Here is a 26,105-nt window from a genome sequence, read left to right as displayed (position 1 = left end):
CGGCGGGTCGCTCTGGGAACAAGATATAAGCTACCCCATGAAGAAGGAGTTTGACCAGCGAAATTAGCTATTTCACCAAAAGTTTTTCTAAATTCGTGTTTTAGAGTCCCCAACGCACAATTGCAGGCGTCCGCTTATCCCAACCCAAAGTGCAGACCTTAGCCGTTCCCAGAATGAAGTGCCGGCCTTCTCGGGCATCCATTTCCAGCCAACGGGCAGTGAGGATCCGGGAGAAATGTCCGTGGGCCACTATCAGGACGTTGTCCATTCCGGATTCCAGGACGCGTCCAATGATCTTGTCGGCCCGGGCAGCAACTTCATCCAGTGTTTCCCCGTTGGGCACGCCATCGGTCCAGATGAGGTAGTCCGGGTTGTCCTTGCGGATCAGGTCAGAACTGATGCCTTCGTAGTCGCCGTAGTTCCATTCGACAGCAAGCGGCTCATGCACGGCCTCCGGATAGCCCGCGAGTTCTGCCGTTCGTCGGGCGCGGCGGAGTGGTGACGTCAGGACGAGGTCGAAGTCGATGCCTTCAAGGACCTTGCGGGCTTCAACAGCCTGCTGCTCACCCTCAACAGTGAGGGGAAGGTCCGTCAGGCCGGTGTACTGACCGCTCTTGGACCATTCTGTCTCGCCATGTCGAAGGATCCAGAGTTGTGGACGCGGGGAAATGGCAGCGTTCAATTAGGACTCCTCAGTTTCGGTCGAAGGCTCGACGACGGCGGACTCGGGTTGCGCTTCCCACCATGCCAAGAGTTTCCGCTCGGCTTCCTCGGGGGAAAGTGGTCCATGTTCCATCCGCTCCTCTAGAAGGAACTTGTAAGCCCGCCCCACCACGGGGCCGGGCTTGAGTCCCAAAAGCGCCATGATCTGCGCTCCATCAAGGTCAGGCCGAACGGCCGCCAGCGATTCCTGTTCCATAAGCGCCGCAATGCGATGCTCCAGGTCATCGTAGGCGAAGGACAAACGGTCGGCCTTGCGCTGGTTACGCGTAGTGACGTCGGATCGCGTGAGCCGGTGCAGGCGTTCCAGGAGGGGACCTGCATCGGTGACGTAGCGACGTACAGCGGAATCGCTCCAGCCGGCATCGCCGTAACCGTAGAAACGCATGTGCAGTTCGACCAGGCGGGACACAGCTTTGATGGACTCATTGTCGAAACGCAACGCCTTCATCCGCTTGGCTGTCAGCTTCGAACCCACAACGTCGTGATGGCGGAAGCTCACCGCACCGCCCGGTTCAAAGCGGCGCGTAGCCGGCTTGCCGACGTCGTGCATCAATGCCGCAAACCGCAGCACGAAATCAGGGCCGGGCACGGGGCCGTCAGGACCTGTTTCCAATGCGGCAGCCTGCTCAAGGACCTGCAGCGAGTGCTGGTACACGTCCTTGTGCCGGTGGTGTTCATCGGCTTCAAGGCGCAGGGCGGAAACCTCAGGGAGCACGAACTCAGCGAGCCCCGTGTCCACAAGGAGGTCGATACCTACCCGCGGATGCGCTCCGTTAATGAGCTTCACCAGCTCTTCCCGGACCCGCTCGGCGGAAATAATCTTGATGCGGTCGGCCATCTGCGACATGGCGAGCCGCACGTCGTCGTGAACCGACACGCCCAGCTGGGAAGCGAACCGGGCCGCGCGCATCATGCGCAGGGGATCGTCGGAGAAAGAGGCCTCCGGGGCGCCTGGGGTGGCGAGCTCCGACGCATGGAGATCGCGGACGCCGCCGAACGGATCCACGAGTTCCAGGCTTGGCAGCCGCAGCGCCATGGCGTTGATAGTGAAGTCGCGGCGCAACAGGTCGTCGGTCAGGGAGCTGCCGAACGCCACAACAGGCTTTCGCGAATCGGGGTCGTAAGCCTCCGCACGATACGTGGTGATTTCGATCTGGAAGCCATTCTTCTTCATACCGATGGTGCCGAAGGCGCGCCCGATTTCCCAGAAGTTGTCTGCCCACTTTTTGATGACGGAGATGGTCTGGTCCGGCGTGGCGTCAGTGGTGAAGTCGAGGTCCGGGGATGTCCTCCCCAAGAAGAGATCGCGTACGGGTCCACCCACCAAGGACAGCTCGAAGCCGGCATCGACAAAGCGCTGCCCGAGGTCGAGCACCACCGGATCGATGGTGAAGTTAACTGAAGAGCTGTCCAATACGTGCGCCATAGTCCCTTAAGCTTGGCAGATTTTTGCTCAGCATTGGGCCACTGTTCCATGCGAAATCAGGCATGCGTCGCCAGGCCGTCTCCCGCAGTCCATCTTGTGGCCATGTCCCGGTCATCACTCGAGGGCAAGAGTCGTTAGAGTGGACCTCATGGCCAACCCGATCCCGAGCGCTCCTGGCAGGAGGACAAACGCACCGTTGCCGTCGGCAATCGGCGCGCACGTCGCGCCTGCCCAGCAGCACCCGGTGCAGGCATCGCTTCCCACCGTGGAGGAAGTGTCGGCAGGCGGCGTTGTAGTAGACACGTCCGACGGCGAACTCCGGGTCGCGATTATCGCCCGCCTTAATAGGGGTGGCCGGCTGGAATGGTGCCTACCGAAGGGCCATCCGGAAGGTCGCGAGAACAACGAGGAAGCCGCTGTCCGGGAGATCGCCGAGGAAACCGGCATCGAAGGCATCATCCTGGCGCCCCTCGGCAGCATCGACTACTGGTTCACCGTGAGCGGCCACCGTGTCCACAAGACCGTGCATCATTTTCTGCTCCGGGCAACGGGCGGCGAACTGACCATCGAGAATGATCCGGACCAGGAGGCTGTTGACGCCGCATGGGTCCCCATCCAGGAGTTGGCACGAAAATTGTCCTTCCCGAATGAACGCCGCATCGCCGATTTGGCACGGGAAGTGCTGCCCGAACACCTCTGACCCGGGTACATGGGACGATAAAGGCGATGTCTGAAGCCAAAACAACCCAGTCCGTTCAATCCGGAGAAGCACGTTCCAGCGCCATCATGGCAGCAGGGACGCTGGTTTCCCGGTTCCTTGGCTTCGCCAAAACGTGGATGCTCGGTGCCGCCCTCGGCCTGGGCTCCACGATCAATGACACGTTCATCAACGCGAACAACCTGCCGAACCTGATCTTCCTGCTGGTGGCCGGCGGCGTGTTCAACGCCGTCCTGGTCCCTCAGATCATCAAGGCCAGCAAGGCCCCTGACCGCGGCGCGGACTACATCAGCCGCCTGCTGACACTGGCAGTCCTGGTGCTGCTGGCGCTGACGGCGCTGGTGACACTCGCGGCCCCCTTGGTCATCGACCTCACCACCCAGGGCTACTCCGAGCAACAAAAAGCCTTGGCAGTCACCTTCGCTTTCTGGTGCCTGCCTCAGATCTTCTTCTACGGTCTCTACGCTCTCCTCACGCAGGTGCTGAACGCCCACGGAGCTTTCGGCCCCGCCATGTGGGCCCCCATCCTCAACAACCTGGTGGCTATCTCCGGCCTGGGGATGTTCATCTGGATTCTGGGCGAGAACGTCTACAACCCCCATACTTTGGACAACTGGGGGCCTACCCAGACGCTCCTGATTGCCGGTTTCTCTACCTTCGGTGTGGTGGCTCAGACTGCCATCCTGCTGATTCCCGTCTTCCGTTTGCGCCTTGGGCTTCGGCCTCGTTTCGGCTGGCGCGGCGTTGGACTGGGACAGGCAGCCAAACTGAGCATTTGGACCTTGGCCACTGCCGCCGTCGGACAATTGGCGTTCCTGTACGTTATGAGGGTCGCCACCATTCCCGGCGCCGAACGTCTCCGGCTGGACAACGCAGGGGACACGGCTGCTGCTGCCGTCCTGCCCGGTAACGCGGTCCTTGAGGTCGCGAGCCAGCTTTACCTGCTGCCGCACTCGATCATCGCTTTGTCCTTGGCGACAGTCCTCTTTAATCGCATGACACGCGCGTCGCAGGATGGCAACAAAGACGAACTGCGCGACGCCCTTTCCCACGGCCTCCGCACCATGGCCGTTGCTACCGTGTTCGGTGCCTTGGCGTTGTTTGCCTTGGCCGGTCCTCTGGGCATGTTCTTCTCCGGAGGCGAACCGCAGGACGGCGTCATGCTGGCCCAGACGCTCACCATCCTTGCCCTCAGCACACCGTTCCTGAGCGCGAACTTCATGATGTCCCGCGTGTTCTATGCCAACGAGGACGCCCGTACGCCCCTGTACGTCCAATTGTGGCTGGCTGTGATCTACGTGGTGGGCGCGTTCTTCATCCAGTTCCTTCCCGTCGGCCAGATCATCTACGCGATCGCCATCCTTTACACGCTGGGCAACATCCTCTCCGTCGTGATCAGCGTCGTGTTCCTGCGCCGCTTGCTGGGCCACCTCGACGGTCCACGTATCGCCAATTCGTACATTCGCATGGGCTACGCGGGCTTGGGATCTGCACTTGCCGGGGCTGGGGCCTTGTGGCTTTTGGGTAGCTACCGTGCTGATGGTTTCGCATGGAGCAGCCGCCCGGCCGCCTTGGTGACGGTCGTCGTCGTCGGACCGGTCATGTTGCTCGCCTACCTGGTCCTCCTGCGCGTCTTCCACGTCACCGAACTCCGCGACCTCCTTCGTCCGTTGATGGGTCGCCTGGGTCGGGGCGTACCAGCACCGGTTACCGGCGCAGCACCTGAACCGGCGACGGCGGCACGCGCCACTGTCTCGGACGATACCGGTTTGATTCCGCGCATCTCCGGCGAGTTCGACGCCGCGTCCTTCAGGGCCGGGCCGGCACTGGCTCCTCAGCGGACCCAGGAGCCTGCCACGGAAGACTCACCTGACGCACCCAAGACCTACCTACCGGAGGAAGACGCGCCCAGCACGGCCCGCGGCGGCAAGTTCCGTCCGCAGGTCCCCTTGCCGGGTCGGCGCACCTACCAGGGTGACGTCGGGCAGAATCCGTACTTCCCCGCTAAGGACAACCACAGGAAGTAAGCCGGTGGCGCCAACATGGGCGGCGGGCCTCAATCCGCTAGGCTAGAAACGAATATAGGTAGTTGCAAAAGCGGCTCAACCGGCTCGCCGGGGGAGCCATGTGCAGGACCGCAGCTCCCGGACAGCCTAGGAGGAACACGTGTCCCACCCGATCGACGTCGGATCAGTACTTGGCGGCCGCTACAAGGTCACGGCCAATGTATTGACCTCGCATGACCAAGATCAGGTGCTCGACGGCGTGGACCAGGTCCTCAACCGTCCCGTGAGCATCCTTGTTGCCGGTCCCGGAAATGCCGAACAGGTGGCCCAGAGCGCTCGGGAAGTGGCCACTGGGGAGAGGCCGGGCCACGTTCAGATCCTGGACTTGGGGATCAGTGAAAACACCACTTACCTGATCACCAACCACAGCACCGCCCCCGATCTGCTGGACCTCGTGGTCGCTACCAACCCGCCGTACATCGAGCCTTTCTTCACGGAGACGCTCGGAAGCGAGATCTTCGGCCGGCCGCGCACCTACGAGCCTGAGACGTACGACGGCCTGTACGAGGATGACGAGCACGACGCCGAGTACATTCAGTACGACGAAAATGGCTACCCCATCCCTTCCGAGTCTGACGGTGAGCCTGAGCCCGCTGCGCCTGCACGCACAGCGCCGCATGTACCGCCCATGCCCTCGTCCAGCCCTTCGTCTCCCAAGAGTGGAATCGCGGGCAAGCTGGCTGCGGCCGCTGCCGGCGCCGGTGCAGCAGGAGTTGCTGCCGCTGCAGCGCTGAAGCACGCGGGATCCAAAAACAACGACGCCGGCACTCCTGGTTTTGCTGGCGCTGGCGACGCTGGATCTGCTGGCGCTGGTTCTTCCGGTAGTGCGGGCGGAGCTTCACCTGCGGCTGCATCGCAGCCGCCTACCCAGGCCGTTTCATCGCAGCCCGTTTCGACCTCGCCCGTCTCGTCGCAGCCAGCCAGCCGTGAGCCTGATAGCCGCGAGTCTGCTGCGGAGCCAAAGGTTTCCCTGTGGTCCGAAGAGGATTACGGCTTTAGTGGTTCAGGCGCCGGTGCAGCTGCTGGTGGTTCGGGTATAGCAAACCGTGGCACCGACTCCGGGTACGAGCGCGCGGCAAGCAGCTTCCCGGCGTCGTCGGCTGTTACGGACGATTACGCGGATGAGGACGTTTACGAAGACGAGGCTCCTGAGAAGGAACCGCGTTCCCTGCGGTGGCTGGTAGGCGGCCTGCTCGCCGCCGTCTTGGTGGTCGGTCTCGTCCTTGCGGTGACCAATCTCGGCAGCCTCCTGCCCAGTGGCGCACCTGCCGCGACGCAAAGCACGCCTGCCCCTCAATCTTCTGCCGCGGAAACCGAGGAGCCTGCGCCTACTGAAGCTCCGGCCCCTGTCACACCGCCGGAAATCGAAGGCATCACGCGCCTCGGCGACTTCCCGTTCGCCGCCACCTATGACAAGGATCTTGCCAGGGCCTTTGACGGCAACGCTGCCAGCTACTGGTCGGACATGGAATTTGCCTCGGCAAATTGGGGTGGGCTCTTCGAAGACATGCCCCTTGTGGTTAAGCTCAAGGAACCCACCGAGGTCAAGTCGGTAGTGCTGAACCAGCTGGGTGGCTCTGGCGGTAGCATCAGCGTCTACACCAACGATCGTCCTGCGATGGACGGCGCAAAACTGGTCGGCACCAACAGCTTCACGTCCCCGGAACTGACCATGCCGCTTGCAGCACCTACGCAGACCCAGTACGTCATCGTAGTCATCAGCGACCTCCCGAAGCTGGCTGCACCGAAAACCCGATTTGGATTCGGACTGCGTCTGGCCGAGGTCACAGTCCAGTAAGCAAACCCAACTAGGTAGCAGTAGAGGCCGTTTTGACTCGTCAGAACGGCCTCTACTGCTATCTACATTGGCGTCACCACTTAGATTCGGGATGGCCGCAGACGGTACCCTGAATGGTGGTGGCTTTAGGGCCCCCAACTCCAACGGAATATTTGGAAAGCAACAGGGGTTGAGTCAGATGGCTGCCCCGAAAGCCGCAGCATCGACTAAGGAAGAGGTTCACGCCACGTGAGCATTGCAGAAAACAGCGCATCGCAGGTGCGTGACGTCATCATTGTAGGTTCAGGCCCTGCCGGCTACACCGCCGCCGTTTACACCGCCCGCGCCAACATGAAGCCTCTGCTCATTGCCGGCTCCGTCACTGCCGGTGGCGAATTGATGAACACCACGGACGTGGAAAACTACCCGGGTTTCCCGGAGGGCATCATGGGCCCGGACCTGATGGAGAACTTCGAAAAGCAGGCCGCACGCTTCGGCACCGAAATCCAGTTCGAGGACGTCACCGAGTTGGACCTCGACGGCGACATCAAGACTGTGACCATCGGAACCGGCGAGACCTTCCAGGCGAAGGCCATCATTCTGTCCACTGGTTCGGCATACCGCGAGCTCGGGCTGGCTAACGAAAAGCGCCTCTCCGGCCATGGTGTTAGCTGGTGTGCAACCTGCGACGGTTTCTTCTTCAAAGATCAGGACATTGCCGTTATCGGTGGTGGCGACTCGGCCATGGAGGAAGCACTGTTCCTCACCAAGTTTGCAAAGTCCGTCACGGTTGTCCATCGCCGCGATACCCTCAAGGCTTCCAAGATCATGGGTGACCGTGCCCAGGCCCACGAGAAGATCAGCTTCGTTTGGAACACCGCCGTTGAGGATGTTCTCGGTGACGACAAGGTCACTGGCTTGAAACTCAAGAACCTGGTGGACGGCACCGAGTCCGAACTCGCTGTAACCGGCGTTTTCGTGGCCATCGGCAACGACCCCCGCACGGAACTCATCAAGGGCAAGATTGATCTGACCCCCGAGGGAACCATCGCCGTAGAAGACCGTAGCTCCCGGACGAACATCAAGGGTGTCTTCGCCGCTGGCGATGTCATTGACCCCACGTACCGCCAGGCCATCACGGCTTCCGGCTCCGGTTGCGTGGCTGCCCTTGACGTAGAGCACTACCTCGCCGACCTGCACTCCTAAGCTGCCTCCAAGCAACCATACGAAGGGAAAAGTTATGAGCAACGCAAAAGACGTAACTGACGCAAGCTTCAGCACGGATGTCCTGGCTTCCGAGAAGCCGGTCATCGTGGACTTCTGGGCAGAGTGGTGCGGCCCTTGCCGCAAGCTCGGCCCCATCCTCGACGAAATCTCCGTTGAGTACAGCGAAAAGGTTGACGTTGTAAAGCTCAACGTCGATGACAACCCCGCCATTGCCGCCGAGTATGGCATCACGTCCATCCCGGCCGTGTACCTGTTCAGTGGGGGAGAAGTGAAGAGCACTGTCATCGGCGCCAAGCCGAAGCAGTTCTTCGAGAAGGAATTTGCGGACGTCCTGTCCTAAGCCTTCGTCTGATCTAAGTTCGTAGAAAACCGGCGGTTACTGCTCCCGATGGAGTGGCAGCCGCCGGTTTTTTGCTGTTCTTAGAAAATTGACCATCATCGGTCACTTTCATGACCTTTTTGCTCTGAACAGGCTCTCGCATTCTCAAAGTCGCCGATCCACTTTTCCCTAGCTAGGGTAGGCCGGGGTGGACCTTCTCTCACATCCCTCGTGCTTCCACTGGACCTTCTCTCACATCCCTCGTGCTTGCTCCGCACCCGTCCGACCAGGTTCCGTCCGTCTGCAACTCAGGCAGGCCGATTCGGTTCGGCTGGACTAGTAGGCCTGTCAAGGGGGATTCGACAGCCTATCCGGTAATGGCTTTCAGGGAGCACTAGAACCGAGAGTCGGACTGCCCTTACACTCTCCCCGGATTCTCAACTACGCTCGCTCGAAGGAATTCCTATAACCACAGGGTGGGTTGACTCGTCTACGGTTGCTTCCGCGAGCCCCTGCAGTGAGCACTCAATATGATTTCCGTTTGTGCGACGCCCTACTCCATGCTGTTGATCGTCCAGTTCTTGGAATCCGCCGAAACTTGGGTTCTCTCGTTGACCATGCCTGCGCTGACGTATCCCTATTGCCGCGTGTTTCACGTGAAACGAAGGACGTGGCGAGACTAATCACTGCGCATTGTCTCTTCATGAGCATTGCTCCCTATCCTGTTTCACGTGAAACATCACGAGCTCTCAGAAGCAATCGGCTCTTAGTCTCGGAGAATACCAAGAAGCAAGTAGCCTCTACTGCAATCAACAACCACGAGCCTAGGAATTCCCTAGAACGCATGTAAGTGCGCCCTTCCGAAGACCAACCACTCCTCATTTCGGTGAGACGTCCAAGGCCGCTATAGACGTTAGGGGCTGACGGTCTGTAGCTGGGAGCATGAAAGCGTCTGCTCCCAGTGAACAACGACCGAGGTGTGGGGCCGCGATTGGAAGGCCAGGCAGGGATTCCATGGACGAGAGCCCTGAGCCCTCTGCTGGGACCTCAAAGGCACATCGCGGGCTCTCGACGGGCCTCGTGGGCTTTGATAGCTATCGATGACGGCTTAGAGGGTCTACTGGGGCCGCTTAACCCAACGAAGGCCGTAAGAACCACCTGGGGCGTATAAGAGGCAGAGCACAGCCTGTAGGCAGGCGAAGCTGCAGTGTGCTGTTCCGCAGTGGTTTTCGGTACGCAGGCTGTGCACGGCTTGGAGGTTCGTAGGCCCAAAGCTCATGCGTGGCAGATCTTGTGAAGGTTGGCGAGTGGAATAGGTGTACGGAACACAGTTGACTATAGCCTCGGATCGTGCGACGCCCCATAGCCACACATCGCCAGGAGTCAGTTGGACACGCAGAACGTTCCCCGCTACCACGCCAAGGAAAATGATCGCCCGTCTTCGCCGGCCAACGCGTCGAAGTAACTCTTTCCGTACGGGATCAGGGTGCCGAGCCATCGTCATATCCACGCCTCCGAACAGCATCGCTTGTGGGGGAGCGGCCCACTAAGGGAACGCCATCACCGTTGAACCGCCACCTCGTTGCCAGCCAGCGCGACTTACCAGTCAAGCCACAACGACCGAATCGCTCTGGCGGTTCACGCTTTCCGAAAGACACACTCCCACTTTGGGCAGTCACTCGGATATTTTCCAACCAACCTTGGGTCACCGCATAGCCATGACCTGCCGCCGACGTGGAACGCACCTAAACGGACTGGCTGTCGGCATTTGTATCGGTTGGAAGTGTTTCACGTGAAACGCGATGACGGCGTCCATCACTCCGCCCAATACTGCACCTTTGCACTTCACCCGCCGTTGGATATCTACCGAACCGAACTTGTCGCCTCAGCAATAGCCACTTCTAACGGAGTCCGAAGGAAACACCGAAATACTGAATACAAGACATATAAAATCCAGCCTCGTTGCTTTAGTGGGTGAAGGCATCAGGCCTCTGAAGAAGCTGGACTGGGAAACAAAACGTTCTCATGGCATGGCCAGAAATTCGATCCACGATCCACCTTGGGAATGCGAGGTCGATTCCCACCGAAGCATCACACGCACCGACAGTTCAGTCGTTCGTGCACAAGAGTTCTGCCCGCATCATGTGATCAATTCACTCAACGGGCGAATCAGTAGCCGACGAGGTCCAGACCGGGCTAGTGAATGACCGCCGCCCCAACGACCGGTTCCCTCGACATTGAAGTTGAGATCCGTGCCAATAGCTTAGGGAACTACCCTCTTCAAGGGGCATGTAGGTTCTCCTACGGCGCTCCTTGGCACAGGGGCAGTGTTCGGACCTGCTCCGCGGCTGTTTCACGTGAAGCACGGATCAATACGGTGGTGGACGTTTCACGTGAAACGCAGTAACCCACCGCCCTATTGTCGCCTCGGCTCGGCTCGGCTCAGTGGAAGCTAAGAGAAGCCAGAGGTATATGCCGCAGCGGTGTGGGCGTGGTGGACAACCAGAGCGCGGCACCGCAGACTTTCGTTCTGTTGCTCGCCAGGCCGTCCGGTGAGCAGTAGCTTAGCGCATAGCTTCAAACTGCCAGGTCATTCCGCTTACTTGGGGGAGACTAGCCAGCGACCTAGCACCGCGACACCAATTCGTCAGCTCGCTTTTCACATGGGAGACATCGGATGAATTGCCGTCGCCAGCCTCGGCTCCCTAGCTGAGGAGAGCAGCCAAAATCCACGTAGGCCTTGTCTTCTGCAAATCACCATCAAACCTGGAGAAGAACTGTCGGGTAGGGGCGGCTTAAGTCATCCAAGCAGACCCTATAAGGAAGACGGTCCATGTCACCCTTGAGCTTGAGCTTTCGTGGAGATGGTTCAAGCCCCGCCGCTTTTGACGTTGTTATCCACCGGTTTATACACATCGTTATCCACAGGCTTATCCACCGGTCATGACATTACACACACTGATGGCTAGGCGGCACCCATAGGCGCCTGCTCAACGACAAGGCCGCCCTCTACTGGGCTGTACCAACAGGTGCGTGGAAGTGGACCGTTCAGTCGTTCAGAATCAGCCTAATACCACGAGAAATCACCGCAAATGGGGCAGCTTTCGCGACCTGAGGACGCCAGATCCAGAACGCTGCCCCTTTCCGCGCTAGTTTGAATCTCTCGCCATTAATCAACAGGCGCAATCGCAGCTCAGCCCCTCACTAAGTTATAGGGGCTCGTCGGGAATCGGTACCCGCACGCAAGGTTATCCCCAAAGTTATCCACAGAGATATCCACTGACTTATCCACGACTCCAATTCCCGTTGCTGTTGTCACCATCGTTGGGAACAGTGTCTGCGTCGTGCTGTTTCACGTGAAACATGCGGCGCCGCGACTGTGGCACTATGAGCTTCCACTGACGCGACCCGCACGCCGGTGCACTACATGTGAAGCTCTCCGGGACCGCGACCCCGCATCAACATCAGACCAATCGTGGCCAACGTCACTGCTCCCAACAGTAATGCCAGAGGCTGCTACAGGAGTCTAAGCCATTTGGTGTCGCGCCCGGAAGCCTTGCGGACACGACTCCTATAACGGCCACACACGGAGCTCGTCAGCACAATCGACTAAGAACGGGCGGATGGCGCGCGGCTTGTCCCGCCTTTGTCGCACACCCCAGGAGATCGGTTGGCCCTGCTGGCATCGTCCTCCGCCTTTGGGAACTGACTTGAGCCCAGTTTGCATATATTCAAGCGCACCTGACCCTCTATTAGTGGAAGGACTCAGTCCGCGCAGTAGAGAATGCAGACCGCTACCCACACGCGTACTCCGTAGACCGTCTCTAGTTCCAGTGTTTAGGCGCGCTTCAGATACGAGCAGACAACCGGGTGCTCGGGCCGGCGGGGCGCCGACTAACTACCGACGGCACATCGTCCGTAGCACCCGAAGAACATGACTATGCCTGAGCTGTCGTGGTCCTCCAGGATAGTCTTCGCACGGCAGAAGATTCGTAGCAGGTTCATGAACTCCACCGTTGCCGGATTCCGGCGGCGCGTGGCGGGCTGCGCTAGCGAACCCCCTAGAACAGGACCTAGGAGGGTACAGGGAGCGTCCATGTCACAAGCTGCCCAATGTCATGCATCTATTCAGTCGTCCTCCAGAACCCACCCCAATCAACGCGATGCTCCATAGTTGTTGCTTCTTACGAGAAGTGAATACCCGTAGATGAAGGTTGTCACTGAAAGAGGGGCCGATGAGAAGCGAACTCACTCGAGGAAATAGTCCGTCTCTCTCGTACGACCCTCACGTCCGACTGGGCCGAAGTCCGACATACAAGCTGTCCTTCTCACACGCAATGACGTGGGAGGCAGACACTGGGCACTAGCGATCGTCGTTCTGACAGAGCCAGCAATATAGTTCGGCGGTCCGACCCATGCTTTCCCACCTATCCGGGCCCTTCTGAAGGCAATTATCAGCAGGGGTCAGCAATGATTCGACACGCTCAACCCGCGCTTTGCTTTGCAATTGGTTGCGATACCTGAGCAAGGTCCACCCAAGTGGGACCTAGACATGCGATAAAGCCGAATCTATGCGCAGCAACTACAAGCGTTTCACGTGAAACGGTCTTCACCCAGTTTGTGCTCCCGATGATGAAGCGCGCTGCAACAGGTGGATCCGTCTGCTAGTCCCAACCACCGGGCATGTAGGGGGAGCGGATACATGTGGCTCTCTCTGTTAACAACGCCTTACACTGGCCTCGGCGTCAGTCGTACCGCCGCGTGTTTCACGTGAAACATCTCCACTTTGTAGGACATTGGCTTTCGCGGGCCTTCAAATCCACATCAAGACGGTATTGAGCTGGACGCTCAAAACATATTCTGTCCGGTCCCAGGCCCTATCTGGAACCGTCGTGCACTAGACCATCCCACCGAACCAAAAATACGTCCAGTGATGGGCCCCAGTCGGAATGCTCCACGTGAAACCCACTTCTACGTCGTCTAGCCCCCGTAGCACTGCCGACCAGTATGTGGCTATCTCCGCCATCATCTACAAGGACAACCAAGCCCTCCTCAATACCTTTACGTATACGGAGCCAATTGCTCGATGCGATCGGCTTCGGAGAATGTACCGACTCCATGCGGGAAGGGATAGTCACAACGCAGTCAGTCTCAAAATTGGTTGACGTGTGTACAAGAAGCGGTCCTCGCCTAGCCTTCGGATAGAGATGTCTTGGCTGGCGGCAGACTTACGGTAAGACCATTGGCACTTCCTACGTACCGAAGAGCTTCGGGGTAATACACTCTGACGTCTAGTCGTCTTTGCGTCAGGGGGCACTATGCCAAGAGGGAGCAGCAGTGCTGACGGGCAGCGCCCTTGAACCAAAACTACCAACGGACTCGGGCTGTCGTACCTGCGGGCTACCTTACCTCCTTCGGGTTGCCTACCGAACCTTTGCCAACGTAAGGTAGTTCGTTTCACGTGAAACACGGAAACTCAGGTAGATCGCCGTCTTCGTATATACATGAAATTGGCCTCGGGCGTCAGTTCAACAAGAAAAATGGGGCCCACATCGTATGTGAGCCCCATTCAATTGATTGTTGGATCTAGTCGTCGGCCCCAGGGCCAAGGACATCCATAATTCGGTTGAGATCTTCAACGCTGGCGAACTCGATACTGACACGTCCCTTACGTGCGCCCAAAGTGATCTTCACGTTCGTGTCTAAACGGTCTGATAGCGACGACGCCAAGTAGTCCAGACGTTCGTGCCGCGCATTCGGCTTGGGGATGCTGCTCTTAGCTGGCGTGGTGGGATCTTGGTACAGAGCAACCGATTCTTCGGTAGCCCGGACTGACATTCCTTCAGCCACGATCTTCTGTGCCATTCGCTCCATCGCTGCAGCATCCGGGAGTGCCAAGAGAGCACGGGCATGCCCAGCGGACAGGACACCGGCGGCGACACGACGCTGAACCAACGGCGGAAGCTTGAGCAGACGCAGCGTGTTGGACACCTGTGGACGGGAACGACCAATCCGGTCGGCCAATTGCTCATGTGTGGTTCCGAAGTCCTCCAGAAGTTGCTGGTAGGCCGCGGCTTCTTCCAACGGATTCAGCTGGCTACGGTGAAGGTTCTCCAGAAGGGCATCGCGGAGAAGGTCATCGTCGGTGGTATCACGAACAATCGCAGGAATCGTTTCGAGTCCCGCGGCCTGCACTGCACGCCAGCGACGTTCACCCATAACCAATTCATACGGTTCTCCACCCTTTTCGGTAGAAGTACGTACAACAATTGGCTGGAGGACCCCGATTTCCCGCACAGAGTGCACCAGTTCAGCCATGTCATCTTCATCGAAGACCGAACGAGGCTGTTTGCGGTTCGGGTGGATGTCACCCACGGGAATTTCAGCAAACCGAGCTCCTGGGACCTCCACCAACTCCACCTCGGGAGAGGAGCTCGGGGATGCAGTGGAAGGCGCGGCGGTCGCCGTCGAACCTGCTTCGTCAGAATCTGGCTTGACGGCAGCGACAGTGCGTGAAGCTGCGGGTTTCGAACCCGACCCTACAGACGTCGATGTCTTGGTGCTTGAGGACTTCGTCACCGAGGTCTTGGCAGGTGATTTCGAAGCAGCAGGCTTGGCATCGCCAGAACCCGATTCCTCAATTACGGGATCTACTGTTGCAGACTCCTCAGCTTTCCGTGCCTCCGGAAAAAACAGATCCACGGGACGGGAAGGTGCAGCACCGTTCCCTTGGGCCGCGGCCGAGCTAGGAATGAGAGCCCCAAGACCCCTGCCGAGGCCCCTTCGCTTTTCGCTCATTGATTCATCCCTCCGATGGAATAGCCGAGCACGGACCGGCCCAAGCTGTTGCAGTGTTTCAAGAATTCTAGCGTTCAGCTATTTCGGCGGCTGCTTCCATGTAGGAAAGCGCGCCGCTCGAAGAAGGATCGTACGTCATGACGGTCTGCTGATAGCTCGGAGCTTCAGAGATGCGTACCGACCGAGGAACTACAGCACCCAGCACCTGCTCAGGGAAGTGTTGGCGAACCTCGGACGCAACCTGCGCAGCCAGATTCGTGCGGCCGTCGTACATGGTCAGGAGAATGGTGGAGACAACGAGGTCTGCGTTCAAGTGCTTCTGGATCATCTCGATGTTCTTGAGCAGTTGGCTCAAACCTTCCAGGGCGTAGTACTCGCACTGGATGGGAATGAGGACCTCACTGGCGGCGCAGAACGCGTTGACTGTCAGAAGTCCGAGGCTGGGAGGGCAGTCGATAAAGATGAAGTCCAGCCGGCCCTCTCCATTGCTCTCCCTCTCCTTGGCGTAGACGTCAATGGCACGGCGAAGTCGCTGCTCGCGGGCCACGAGTGAAACAAGCTCGATCTCGGCGCCAGCCAGGTGAATGGTGGCGGGCGCACAGATCAGGTTGGGTATGTCAGGGCATGGAGCTACAACGTCCTTGAGGGGAAGATCGTTGATAAGCACATCGTAAATGCTGTCTACGTCAGCGTGGTGCTCAATACCCAAAGCTGTGGAGGCATTTCCCTGAGGGTCGATGTCGATCACCAACACGTTGAGACCGGCGGACGCCAAGGCAGCAGCGATGTTCACGGTAGTGGTGGTCTTACCTACGCCGCCCTTTTGATTGGAAACGGTGAAGATACGGGTTTTGTCCGGCTTGGGCAATTCCCGTCCGATCAGCCGTTCGCGGCGTCGGGTTTCGTTAGCCAACTGACGGGCGATGGGACTCGAATCATCGATGGAATCCATGACGTTACGCACTCCATCTGAGACAGTTTCACGTGAAACGGCAGCATTATCAACCGAATCAGTGCGCACTATCGCGGACTGGAGAGATGCAGAGGGTGTGGCCATGGCCCGCGCGGACCCCAAAGACATAAACGGGGGAATTCGCTGCGTGGAGGTTTCACTACTACCCACTGGTCACACTCTCACTCTCATTCGGCGCTTGCTGCCGTTCTCTAGCCTAACCGCTCGACCGCCGACACGCGGGAAACCGAGCGGGACCTACGCCGTCTTTCCGTGCTTGTTGACGATGATCCTCACCACGGTGGTGGGTTCCTCCAAAAGCTCCTGTCCACAAACCACAACTGACGTTTCCACGCCACCAAGTTTGCGTATGACCTTCTTTGCTTTCTCTATCTCTTCAGCCGCGCTGCGTCCCTTGATTGCCACCACTTCACCATGACCATTCAGGAGTGGGATGGTGAGACCGGCCAGATTGGAAAGGGCAGAAACTGCACGTGCTGTAACGACGTCAGCATCTACCATTCCAACCGCGAGCTCAGCCCGGGTCCGCATGATGGTGACGTTGTCCAAGCCGAGGTCATCCACAACTTCCTGGAGCCAGATAACACGACGCTCCAACGGCTCAATTAACGTGAGATCGAGGTCTGGGCGTGCAATTGCCAGGCAGAGACCGGGAAGGCCCGCACCGGATCCGACATCGGCAACATGGCTGTCCATGGCAATCGCAGACTCAATTACTGCACAGTTCAGGACGTGACGACTCCAGAGGCGCGGAATCTCACGGGGGCCAATCAGCCCTCGTTCCATCCCTGACGTAGCCAGGTGTTCCACGTAGCGCTTGGCAAGATCCAAGCGATCCCCAAAGATCTTCTCGGCCGCTTCCAGTTCAGCTGCGGTGATTTCAACCATGGGCTGCTAGTCAGCCGAAACGACGATGTGGCGGCCGGCGCCTTCGCCCTCGGACTCGGAGACGAATCCGAGGTCAGCAACGGCGTCGTGGACGATCTTGCGCTCGTATGCACTCATCGGCTCAAGGGCAACCGTGCCACCATCCGCCTTGACCTTGGCTACGGCATCCTCGGCGATCTGCTGAAGCACTCCGGCGCGTTCCTTACGGTAACCGTTGATGTCCAGGACGAGGCGTGAACGGCTTTCGGTAGCGGAAAGGACCGAGAGGCGGGCCAGTTCCTGCAAGGCTTCCAGCACTTCACCGTCCCGCCCTACGAGGCTGTCCAACGCTGCAGACTCTTCATCAGCACCGATGGAGATGTACGTGCGTCCGTTGCGGACCTCAATGTCAATGTCACCGTCAATGTCGGCGATATCCAGGAGTTCCTCAAGGTAGTCGGCGGCGATATCGCCTTCCTCTTCCAATCGGCTGGCCGTCTTGGACTGCGTCTCTTCCTGCGCGTCCTCTTGGTCTTCAGTCACAGCGGTAATTGCTTCTTCGGTGCTCTCGGCAGACATTACTTCTTCTTCCTGTTCTTACGTTGTGGCTGGACGCGCTGGGCCCTGATTTCGGCGGCTGCCGCAGCGGCAGCTTCGGCTTCAGCGGCAGCGTCCGCGGCAGCATTCTTCTTGCCACCCAGCAGCGGGGGCAGGCCCTTCGCGGCACGGCGCTCCTCCAGTGCCTTAGCGGCGGGGGAACCCGGAGTAGGCATGCGGCGGATGACGAAGAACTGCTGGCCCATGGTCCAGAGGTTAGTGGTGGTCCAGTAGATGAGGACACCGATGGGGAAGTTGATTCCACCAATACCGAACACGAGCGGCAGGATGTAGAGCATCATCTTCTGCTGGCGCATGAACGGGCTGGCCATTGCTTCTTCGGACATGTTCTTAGCCATGATCTGCTTCTGCGTGATGAACTGCGAGGCAGTCATGGCGATGATCATGATGATGGAGAGGATCCAAACCGAGGCTTCGTTGCCTCCGGCCCCACCATGCAGCAGCGACGCAGACAGCGGTGCGCCAAAAATACTGGACTGGTCGAACTGAACCACTTGTTCGTGGCTCATTGCACCGATGCCCTGGCCTTGGTCAGCGCGGTTTGAAATACCCGACAGTACCTGGAACAGGGCGAAGAAGAACGGCATCTGGATCAGCATCGGCAAACAAGCCGAGAACGGGTTGGTCCCATGCTTCTTGTACAGGGCCATCTGCTCTTGGGCCATGGCCTGACGCGAGAGCTGATCAGTCTTGCCCTTGTACTTGGTCTGCAGCTTCTTCAGGTCAGGCTGCAGCAGCTGCATGCCGCGCTGCGCCTTGATCTGCTTGACGAAGACGGGAATCAGGGCAGCACGAATCACCAACACAAGGCCGATGATGGACAGAGTCCACGTCCAGCCGTTCGCACCGGGCATTCCAAGGAAGCTCAGTCCCTCGTGGAAGCCAACCATGATGATTGACACCAGCCATTGGAACGGAAACATGATTGTTTCAAAGAAGTCCATACGATATCCCTATTCGTTAGGCCGCCGAGCGGCCTTCTTCATCAGCCTGAGCAGCCAGGAACTGGTCCGGATTGTTCAGTACAACAATTGTGGGCGTCCGGCCTTCAGGCCAATGACGGTGGCCGGCGGGGACATGGTCCACTCCACCAGCGTTCCAAGGGTGACATTTGGCGAGCCTTTTGGCTGCGAGCCAGCTACCCTTAACGGCGCCATGCACCGTGACTGCTTCCAAGGCGTAGGCCGAGCAGGAGGGGAAGAAACGGCAAACCTGACCGTACAGGGGCGAGACGACCTTACGGTACGACTTCAGCAAGAGAATGAGGATGTTGCGGGGCAGCTCCCAGAGGAACGTGCCTACCGCCGCCGGAAGGCTCCGATGCGGAACCTTCCCGGAGGGGTCGCTTGAGGAAGGAACGACGGCGGTGCTTATGTCATGCACGCGGTGTCCCTTCCGTTGTGGTGCCGTTGTGTTCGGTCGAAGCGTTGCGTGGAGCTGAGCCACCCAATCGCTTCGTCGTCACTGCCAGTGCGGCGTTGTAGTCCGAGAGCAACTGCTCCCAGCTGGCTGTTGCAGCTGCGGGCAGCGCCCGGACTACTACCGCCAGACCCGTTCCATGCGTGTGCAAGGACAGTGCGCCTGCTTCTCTCAGTCTCCTCTTAACGAGGTTCCTGGTCACGGCGTTCCCGACGGCTTTGGAGACAATGAAGCCGATTCGACTCGGCTCCCCGGCCCCGATAGAGGCCGTATATAACACTAAGTTCCGGCGTCCATTGCGGACGCCGGAACGTACAGTTGTTGAAAAGTCGGTAGACGCCCGCAGACGGTTAGGGGTGGCTAGCACCGTCGAACCCGCGAAAAGACCCTGACCGACAAGTCAGTTATTTACGCCGACAGTTCGACGCGGCCCTTGCCGCGACGGGCAGCCAGGATGGCGCGGCCGGCACGGGTGCGCATACGAAGGCGGAAGCCGTGCTTCTTGGCCCGACGGCGGTTATTCGGCTGAAAAGTCCGCTTGCTCACGTTAGTTACTCCAGTGGATCAAAGGTGCGCCCACCCGATCAAAAAAGGGGAAGAACTGGCCGACGCTAAGTTTTGTATGTGCCTGCCGCCGTTGCCTTCCGTACGTTGAACGTACGGACTTACAACTGATCTCAAAAGCGGACACAAAGGACTTCACAACGTTAGGGCAAAAAGGCACCCACAGTCAAACCGGGAGCCTGCCGCAGAGCTATCCACAGCTGTGTCCAAGTGACGTTCCCAGCCTGTGGATGAAGTGGCTCACAGGGCGCATTTGAGAACCACAACCGTGTAATTATCCACAGGCAACTTCCCAGCTATCTTCTAAGGAATTCATCCCCTAGAGTGGCTCAGTAGCCCAATGTCCACCCGCTGTGTATAACTCTGTGGATTATCGCCCAGAACAGCGCCGCCGGAGACACTTCGGCTGCCAGCAACGCCGGCAAGCAAGTATTTAGGAACTGATTGATGACAGTAGACGAAGCCAACCACGCCAACACTGTCGGAAGTTCCTGGCGCAGGGTGCTGAGCCTCATGGAACAAGACGACCGGGTCTCACCCCGTCAGCGCGGTTTCGTCATCCTCGCCCAGGCACAGGGCCTCATCGGTTCAACCTTGCTGGTGGCCGTCCCCAATGAACTTACCCGCGAGGTCCTTCAGACGCAGGTTAAGGATGCCTTGGACGATGCCCTCCGCAATGTCTTCTCGGATGACATCCGCTGTGCAATCGATGTGGACACCGATCTGGTACCTGTCCATTCAGAGCCCGAACCCGCCGTCGAGCTTTCCGCAGTATCCGATTTCGCCGAACCGAAACCGCAGCCCACACCACCGAGTACCTCGCATGAGTTCGGCAGACTGAACCCGAAGTACATCTTCGATACTTTTGTGATCGGTTCATCGAACCGCTTTGCCCACGCGGCCGCAGTGGCCGTGGCTGAAGCTCCGGCTAAGGCTTACAACCCTTTGTTCATCTATGGCGATTCAGGTTTGGGCAAGACCCACCTGCTTCACGCAATCGGACACTATGCCCGCCGGCTCTACAGCGGCATCCGGGTCCGCTACGTCAACTCGGAAGAGTTCACCAACGACTTCATCAACTCCATCCGCGATGACGAAGGCACCAGCTTCAAGACCACGTACCGCAACGTGGACGTGCTCCTGATCGATGACATCCAGTTCCTGGCGGGCAAGGACCGGACCCAGGAAGAGTTCTTCCACACGTTCAATGCCCTGCACAACGCCAACAAGCAGGTTGTCATCACCTCCGATCAGCCGCCTAAAATGCTGGCTGGCTTCGAAGACCGTATGACATCCCGTTTCGAATGGGGCCTCCTGACGGATATCCAGCCCCCTGAACTGGAGACCCGTATCGCGATCCTTCGCAAGAAGGGCCTCAGCGAGGGTCTCTCCGCGCCGGACGATGCCTTGGAGTACATCGCTTCCAAGATCTCCAGCAACATCCGCGAACTTGAAGGCGCGCTGATCCGCGTCACGGCGTTCGCGAGCCTCAACCGCCAACCTGTGGACGTGGCCCTCGCTGAGATGGTTCTGAAGGACCTCATCACCGACGACGGTGCCCAGGAAATCACGGCGAAGCAGATCCTGGACCAGACAGCTGACTACTTCAAGCTCAGCATGGAAGAGCTCTGCAGCAAGTCCCGTACACGCACTCTGGTGACGGCCCGGCAGATCGCCATGTACCTCTGCCGCGAGCTGACGGACATGTCCCTGCCCAAGATCGGCCAGGAGCTCGGCGGGCGCGACCATACCACTGTCATCCACGCGGACCGCAAGATCCGCGAGCTGATGGCCGAGCGTCGTGTGATTTACAACCAGGTCACCGAGCTGACCAACCGCATCAAACAGCAGCAGCGGGACTCCTGAAATCCACACTGCGCCCCGCACTACATACCTTATTAACAGGTGCATGTGGATAAGCCTGTGGATACTTAAGGGGACAAGCGCGGTTAATGGGCTTAAAACCCTTAAGCCATCTGTGGATCGTTAAAAACCGTCCTGGGAGTTGTCCCCATCCACACCCTGTTTAAAACCCAGTTAACGCACAATCCGTGAACAGGGCTTAACCCCGGAACGACGCGGTGAGATCGGGTTATCCACAGTTTCCACAGCAGTTATTAACACTACGAATCCCAAAAAATTGAAATCCCTCAAATAACAATCTCGTTCTGCCACCGATCCAGTCCCGCAAAACTGCAGACCAACAGCCAGGCCGTGGCCGGCCCGCACTGTCCACATACGGGGAGTCCTGCCCGACAGGGATGGGTTAATCGCAGATCTTCCGGCTAAGCTGTCAGCAGCGCTCCCATCCTCAAGCCTTCTTGTAGTTCGCTAAGTGCGGACCATGCAGGTTCCGGTGCAGGACTGCGAAGTTTTAGCGACTTCCAAGCAGGAAGCCGCAGCTACTACATGGCAGCAGCAATGAAAGGCGGCACCCTTCCGTGAAGTTCAGAGTCGACCGCGACGTCCTGGCAGAAGCCGTTACGTGGACCGCGCGGTCGTTGTCTCCGCGGCCGCCCGTACCTGTGCTTTCCGGCCTCCTCCTCAAAGCCGAGGCGGGAACCGTTAGCCTGTCCAGCTTTGACTATGAGACCTCAGCCCGTTTGGAAATCCCCGCGGATATCGCTGTTGAAGGCACCATCCTGGTGTCCGGTCGCTTGTTGGCAGACATCTGCCGCAGCCTTCCGTCGGCTCCTGTCGACGTCGAGACAGATGGCAGCAAGGTCACTCTCACCTGCCGCCGAAGCAGCTTCCACCTGGCTACCATGCCGGAGACTGAGTACCCCGCCCTTCCGGCCCTTCCCGCGATCAGCGGTACCCTGCCGGGTGACGCTTTCGCCCAGGCCGTTTCGCAGGTGATCATTGCAGCAAGCAAGGATGACACCCTGCCGATCCTCACCGGCGTCCGCATGGAGATCGAGGATGACCTCATCACACTCCTTGCCACGGACCGCTACCGCCTCGCCATGCGCGAGGTCCCGTGGAAGCCTGTAACTCCGGGCATCTCTACCAGCGCTCTGGTCAAGTCCAAAACCCTGAACGAAGTAGCCAAAACCCTGGGTGGCAGTGGAGACATCAACCTCGCCCTTGCTGACGACGACAGCCGTCTCATTGGCTTCGAAAGTGGCGGACGAACCACCACTTCGCTTCTGGTTGACGGCGACTACCCCAAGATCCGCTCACTTTTCCCCGATTCCACGCCGATCCACGCAACAGTCCAGACCCAGGAGCTCGTTGAGGCCGTTCGCCGTGTCTCGCTCGTGGCCGAGCGAAACACCCCGGTCCGTCTTGCCTTCACCCAAGGACTACTGAATCTCGACGCCGGTACTGGTGAAGATGCTCAGGCTTCCGAGGAGCTGGAAGCCCAGCTTTCCGGTGAAGACATCACGGTTGCCTTCAACCCGCACTACTTGGTTGAAGGCTTGAGCGTCATCGAAACCAAATACGTTCGATTCTCCTTTACCACCGCCCCGAAACCGGCCATGATCACGGCCCAGGCTGAAGCAGACGGCGAAGACCAGGATGACTACCGCTACCTAGTGATGCCGGTCCGCCTTCCCAACTAGCTGCGAGCCAATTGGCCCCAGCCCGGTACCGTCTCCCGCCACCTCCACAGAAAAGAGTTCACACTGTGCACATCGGACTGATCGGCCTCGGAAAAATGGGTTTCAACATGCGGGAACGCATGCGAAACGGCGGCATTGAGGTCACAGGCTTTGATCGCAATCCGGATGTCACGGATGTCATGTCAGTGGATGAACTCATCGCTGCTTTGCCAACGCCACGGCTGGTGTGGGTGATGGTCCCGTCGGGTGAGATTACTGATGCCGTCGTGACGGAGCTAGGAGAGAAGCTGAGTCCGGGCGACTTGGTTATCGACGGCGGAAACTCACGGTTCACGGAAGACCAGAAGCACGCTGCTGCACTCGCCGAAAAGAGCATCCGCTTCGCGGATTGCGGTGTATCAGGCGGTGTTTGGGGCCTCCAGAACGGTTACGGCCTCATGGCAGGTGGTGCCGACGAGGACATCGAACTGGCCATGCCGGTTTTCGATGCACTCCGTCCCGAAGGTGAACGGGCAGACAGCTTCGTCCACGTTGGTGGAGTTGGTGCCGGACACTACGCCAAGATGGTTCACAACGGCATCGAGTACGGCCTCATGCAGGCATACGCCGAGGGCTACGAACTGCTGGCTGCGAAGGACATCGTGAAGGACCTTCCGGGGACTTTCCGTGCGTGGCAAAAGGGCACGGTTGTCCGCTCCTGGCTCTTGGATCTCATGGTCAAGGCCCTCGACGAAGATCCGGGCTTGGCTTCGATCGATGACTACGTCGAGGACTCCGGCGAAGGCCGTTGGACCGTGGAAGAAGCAATCGCCAACGCTGTGCCCGCACCCGCAATCACTGCTGCGCTCTTTGCCCGCTTTGCTTCCCGCGAAGACAATTCACCTGCCATGAAGATGGTTTCCGCATTGCGCCACCAGTTCGGCGGACACGCCACCCGTCCGGCCAACTAGGCCGCAGGAGTCCTGCAAACGGCGTGTACCTCGAACATCTTTCGCTGACGGATTTCCGAAGCTATGCACAGGTCGACCTGAAACTCGGCCCCGGCGTGACGGTCTTGGTGGGTTCCAACGGAATCGGCAAGACCAATCTCATGGAAGCCATCGGGTATCTGGCCACGTTGAGTTCCCACCGGGTCAGCACGGACGCTCCGCTTCTTCGTTTCGGCACGGAGCGCGCCATGATCCGGGCGAAGCTCGTCCGTGGCGAGCAGTCAACGGTCATCGAGCTTGAAATCAATTCCGGACGGGCGAACCGGGGACGCATCAACCGCAGCAACCCGGTCCGGGCCAGGGACATTTTGGGAATCTGCCAAACGGTCTTGTTCGCACCCGAGGATTTAGCGCTGGTCAAGGGCGATCCTTCGAACCGGAGGCGCTTCCTGGACGAGCTGCTGGTGAGCCTCGTTCCACGGCACGCCGCAACCCGCAGCGACTATGACCGTGTGTTGAAGCAACGCAATGCCCTGTTGAAATCGGCCCGTGCCGGCAAGTTCACCGCCGGGCACGAGGCAACCCTGGATGTCTGGGATCAGCACATGGCCCGTGCCGGCGCGGAGCTCCTGCACGCACGCCTGGAACTTGTGGAGCGCTTGCGTCCCCACCTGAACAGCGCTTATGCCCAACTCACTGATGGCTCAAAGGATGCGGGAGCTGTCTATCGCTCAACCATTCGGGGTGTACTGGACGACGACGGCGGGCCGGCCGACCAGGGAACAGAGCCTTCGGCGTCGGGTGATGACCTCCGGCTGCTATCCGTTGACGAACTCACGGAGCGCTACATCCAGGCCTTTGCAGCGTCAAGGAAAAAGGAACTGGAACGCGGCATCTCCCTGGTAGGTCCGCACCGGGACGAATTGGAACTTGTTTTGGGACAGGCCCCTGCCAAGGGTTATGCGTCTCACGGTGAAACGTGGTCCATGTGCCTGTCTCTGCGCCTGGCTTCCTACTATGTGATGTTGGATGACGCCCGAACCGGTGGCACCGCGCCGATTCTCATCCTCGACGACGTTTTCGCCGAACTCGATGTCCAGCGTCGGCGTAAACTGGCTGCAATAGTCGCCCGTGCCGAGCAAGTGTTGGTGACTGCCGCCGTCGATGCCGATATTCCCGAGGAGCTGGCCGGACGGCGCGTAACCGTTGTTCCGGGAGGCATCGATGGCGAAGGATAGCCACGACGGACTTCAACCCGGCCGTGAGCCGGATGAAATTGACGCTGCCCAAGCGGCGTTGAACCGGATGCGCGAAGCGGCAGCTGCCCGCGGCGAAGTACGGCAACGCGCACCGAGGCCTGGATCCGCTCCGAAACGTAAAGGGCTGCGGGATACCAGGGGCTTCACCCAATTCCACGGCAGCGGCCGTGATCCCTTGGGACTTGGAAAAGTAGTAGGTCGTTTGGTGGCCGAACGCGGTTGGACATCTCCTGTGGCGGTCGGCTCGGTCATGGCGGAGTGGGAGACTTTGGTGGGGCCGGATATCTCCGCCCATTGCACTCCGGAGAGTTTCACCGACACCACCCTTCACGTTCGTTGCGACTCCACGGCCTGGGCCACGCAGCTGCGGCTGTTGAGCACCAGCCTCTTGGAGATGTTCCGCAATGAACTGGGCGAAGGAGTGGTTACCAGTATTCAGGTGCTGGGACCTTCAGCTCCAAGTTGGCGAAAAGGCGGTCGCAGCGTTAACGGTCGCGGACCGAGAGACACATACGGCTAAACGGCGTGCAGGGCGTTTCAACGCCCCCGGGTCGTATAGGCCCCCGTCGGGACCACCGCAGGGCCATTGAAGATAGGGCCAGTGGTCTCCTACGGCCACATTCAGCTCTCGGCTGTCCCCGTATTTGCAAGGATTCGCGCCTTTCCACGATAGAATTGGAGTAGATCACTGAGCGCCGGTGAAACGTCGTCGGATCCTGAATCCATTCTTGTGGCATCGGGGACCCCTTCGTCGGAGTAAACGGCGCAATCAGTCACGTGCCCGTTGGCGGCCGCGGTTCGCCGTGGGCAGCTCCGGGAACGGCCGACATCGAGTACAGAGGAGTCGAAAGCGCCT

20 protein-coding genes are annotated in these 26,105 nt (G+C 59.1%); 10 read left to right on the top strand and 10 right to left on the bottom strand.

Annotation, left to right across the window (positions count from 1 at the left end; all coding sequences use genetic code 11):
- Positions 1 to 100: 100 nt before the first annotated feature.
- Together RIF72_RS10495 and RIF72_RS10490 are read right to left on the bottom strand one after the other, a co-directional pair.
- The gene (locus RIF72_RS10495; protein WP_309074748.1) at positions 101 to 682 is read right to left on the bottom strand and encodes a histidine phosphatase family protein; all 582 of its coding nucleotides are present in this window, start codon (positions 680 to 682) and stop codon (positions 101 to 103) included.
- Positions 683 to 2,149: a CCA tRNA nucleotidyltransferase gene (locus RIF72_RS10490; protein ID WP_309074747.1), complete on the bottom strand. Its 1,467-nt coding sequence runs from the start codon at positions 2,147 to 2,149 to the stop codon at positions 683 to 685.
- A 196-nt stretch (positions 2,150 to 2,345) separates the two neighbouring features.
- On the opposite strand from RIF72_RS10490, the gene RIF72_RS10485 reads away from it, so the two are divergent.
- From RIF72_RS10485 to trxA, 5 genes are all read left to right on the top strand, one after another.
- Entirely contained in the window at positions 2,346 to 2,849 is a 504-nt protein-coding gene (locus RIF72_RS10485) for an NUDIX hydrolase (protein WP_309074760.1), read from the top strand.
- A 26-nt stretch (positions 2,850 to 2,875) separates the two neighbouring features.
- A complete protein-coding gene (gene murJ, locus RIF72_RS10480) occupies positions 2,876 to 4,894 on the top strand; it encodes a murein biosynthesis integral membrane protein MurJ (protein WP_309074746.1) in 2,019 nt (672 codons plus the stop codon).
- A 139-nt stretch (positions 4,895 to 5,033) separates the two neighbouring features.
- Complete coding sequence (locus RIF72_RS10475; RefSeq protein ID WP_309074745.1) at positions 5,034 to 6,731, top strand: ABC transporter substrate-binding protein; 1,698 nt, start codon at positions 5,034 to 5,036, stop codon at positions 6,729 to 6,731.
- Between the two features lie 228 nt (positions 6,732 to 6,959).
- Positions 6,960 to 7,916: a thioredoxin-disulfide reductase gene (gene trxB, locus RIF72_RS10470; protein ID WP_309074744.1), complete on the top strand. Its 957-nt coding sequence runs from the start codon at positions 6,960 to 6,962 to the stop codon at positions 7,914 to 7,916.
- A 34-nt stretch (positions 7,917 to 7,950) separates the two neighbouring features.
- The gene (gene trxA / locus RIF72_RS10465; RefSeq protein ID WP_014923339.1) at positions 7,951 to 8,277 is read left to right on the top strand and encodes a thioredoxin; all 327 of its coding nucleotides are present in this window, start codon (positions 7,951 to 7,953) and stop codon (positions 8,275 to 8,277) included.
- Between the two features lie 5,565 nt (positions 8,278 to 13,842).
- Here the strand turns inward: trxA and RIF72_RS10460 are convergent.
- From RIF72_RS10460 to rpmH, 8 genes are all read right to left on the bottom strand, one after another.
- A complete protein-coding gene (locus RIF72_RS10460; protein WP_309074743.1) occupies positions 13,843 to 15,054 on the bottom strand; it encodes a ParB/RepB/Spo0J family partition protein in 1,212 nt (403 codons plus the stop codon).
- A 67-nt stretch (positions 15,055 to 15,121) separates the two neighbouring features.
- Complete coding sequence (locus tag RIF72_RS10455; RefSeq protein WP_157367099.1) at positions 15,122 to 16,177, bottom strand: ParA family protein; 1,056 nt, start codon at positions 16,175 to 16,177, stop codon at positions 15,122 to 15,124.
- A gap of 87 nt (positions 16,178 to 16,264) precedes the next feature.
- On the bottom strand, positions 16,265 to 16,915 hold the full coding sequence (rsmG, locus tag RIF72_RS10450; RefSeq protein WP_309074742.1) for a 16S rRNA (guanine(527)-N(7))-methyltransferase RsmG: 651 nt from the start codon (positions 16,913 to 16,915) through the stop codon (positions 16,265 to 16,267).
- Positions 16,916 to 16,921: 6 nt separating this feature from the next.
- The gene (locus RIF72_RS10445) at positions 16,922 to 17,473 is read right to left on the bottom strand and encodes a R3H domain-containing nucleic acid-binding protein (protein WP_309074741.1); all 552 of its coding nucleotides are present in this window, start codon (positions 17,471 to 17,473) and stop codon (positions 16,922 to 16,924) included.
- Entirely contained in the window at positions 17,473 to 18,456 is a 984-nt protein-coding gene (yidC, locus tag RIF72_RS10440; RefSeq protein ID WP_309074740.1) for a membrane protein insertase YidC, read from the bottom strand. Before yidC ends, RIF72_RS10445 begins: the two co-directional genes overlap by 1 nt.
- A gap of 16 nt (positions 18,457 to 18,472) precedes the next feature.
- Positions 18,473 to 18,958: a membrane protein insertion efficiency factor YidD gene (gene yidD, locus RIF72_RS10435; protein WP_309074739.1), complete on the bottom strand. Its 486-nt coding sequence runs from the start codon at positions 18,956 to 18,958 to the stop codon at positions 18,473 to 18,475.
- Positions 18,888 to 19,298, bottom strand: a complete 411-nt coding sequence (gene rnpA / locus RIF72_RS10430; RefSeq protein WP_309074738.1) for a ribonuclease P protein component — start codon at positions 19,296 to 19,298, stop codon at positions 18,888 to 18,890. Before rnpA ends, yidD begins: the two co-directional genes overlap by 71 nt.
- A gap of 41 nt (positions 19,299 to 19,339) precedes the next feature.
- Positions 19,340 to 19,477 carry a 50S ribosomal protein L34 gene (gene rpmH / locus RIF72_RS10425; protein ID WP_011776797.1) on the bottom strand — a complete coding sequence of 46 codons (138 nt, stop codon included), beginning with the start codon at positions 19,475 to 19,477 and terminating at the stop codon, positions 19,340 to 19,342.
- A gap of 465 nt (positions 19,478 to 19,942) precedes the next feature.
- On the opposite strand from rpmH, the gene dnaA reads away from it, so the two are divergent.
- The 5 genes from dnaA to RIF72_RS10400 all read left to right on the top strand — a co-directional run bounded on the left by dnaA (position 19,943) and on the right by RIF72_RS10400 (position 25,769).
- Positions 19,943 to 21,361 (top strand): chromosomal replication initiator protein DnaA, encoded by a 1,419-nt coding sequence (gene dnaA, locus RIF72_RS10420; protein ID WP_309074737.1) that lies wholly within the window; start codon positions 19,943 to 19,945, stop codon positions 21,359 to 21,361.
- A 575-nt stretch (positions 21,362 to 21,936) separates the two neighbouring features.
- On the top strand, positions 21,937 to 23,061 hold the full coding sequence (dnaN, locus tag RIF72_RS10415) for a DNA polymerase III subunit beta (protein ID WP_309074736.1): 1,125 nt from the start codon (positions 21,937 to 21,939) through the stop codon (positions 23,059 to 23,061).
- Positions 23,062 to 23,126: 65 nt separating this feature from the next.
- Entirely contained in the window at positions 23,127 to 24,011 is an 885-nt protein-coding gene (gene gnd / locus RIF72_RS10410; RefSeq protein ID WP_375164214.1) for a phosphogluconate dehydrogenase (NAD(+)-dependent, decarboxylating), read from the top strand.
- A 23-nt stretch (positions 24,012 to 24,034) separates the two neighbouring features.
- Positions 24,035 to 25,228 carry a DNA replication/repair protein RecF gene (gene recF, locus RIF72_RS10405; RefSeq protein WP_309074734.1) on the top strand — a complete coding sequence of 398 codons (1,194 nt, stop codon included), beginning with the start codon at positions 24,035 to 24,037 and terminating at the stop codon, positions 25,226 to 25,228.
- Complete coding sequence (locus tag RIF72_RS10400; RefSeq protein WP_054808852.1) at positions 25,215 to 25,769, top strand: DUF721 domain-containing protein; 555 nt, start codon at positions 25,215 to 25,217, stop codon at positions 25,767 to 25,769. The genes recF and RIF72_RS10400 overlap by 14 nt, the downstream gene beginning before the upstream one ends.
- Positions 25,770 to 26,105: the final 336 nt, after the last annotated feature.

Source organism: Paenarthrobacter sp., from assembly GCF_031180005.1.
GTDB lineage: Bacteria > Actinomycetota > Actinomycetes > Actinomycetales > Micrococcaceae > Arthrobacter.
This window is presented reverse-complemented; position numbering and strand designations above follow the sequence as displayed.

Coding starts and splice junctions, on each gene's coding strand:
- murJ (WP_309074746.1), top strand. CDS start 2,876: ATGTCTGAAGCCAAAACAACCCAGTCCGTTCAATCCGGAGAAGCACGT.
- RIF72_RS10400 (WP_054808852.1), top strand. CDS start 25,215: ATGGCGAAGGATAGCCACGACGGACTTCAACCCGGCCGTGAGCCGGAT.
- RIF72_RS10460 (WP_309074743.1), bottom strand. CDS start 15,054: ATGAGCGAAAAGCGAAGGGGCCTCGGCAGGGGTCTTGGGGCTCTCATT.
- yidC (WP_309074740.1), bottom strand. CDS start 18,456: ATGGACTTCTTTGAAACAATCATGTTTCCGTTCCAATGGCTGGTGTCA.
- rsmG (WP_309074742.1), bottom strand. CDS start 16,915: ATGGTTGAAATCACCGCAGCTGAACTGGAAGCGGCCGAGAAGATCTTT.
- RIF72_RS10490 (WP_309074747.1), bottom strand. CDS start 2,149: ATGGCGCACGTATTGGACAGCTCTTCAGTTAACTTCACCATCGATCCG.
- dnaA (WP_309074737.1), top strand. CDS start 19,943: ATGACAGTAGACGAAGCCAACCACGCCAACACTGTCGGAAGTTCCTGG.
- trxA (WP_014923339.1), top strand. CDS start 7,951: ATGAGCAACGCAAAAGACGTAACTGACGCAAGCTTCAGCACGGATGTC.
- RIF72_RS10445 (WP_309074741.1), bottom strand. CDS start 17,473: ATGTCTGCCGAGAGCACCGAAGAAGCAATTACCGCTGTGACTGAAGAC.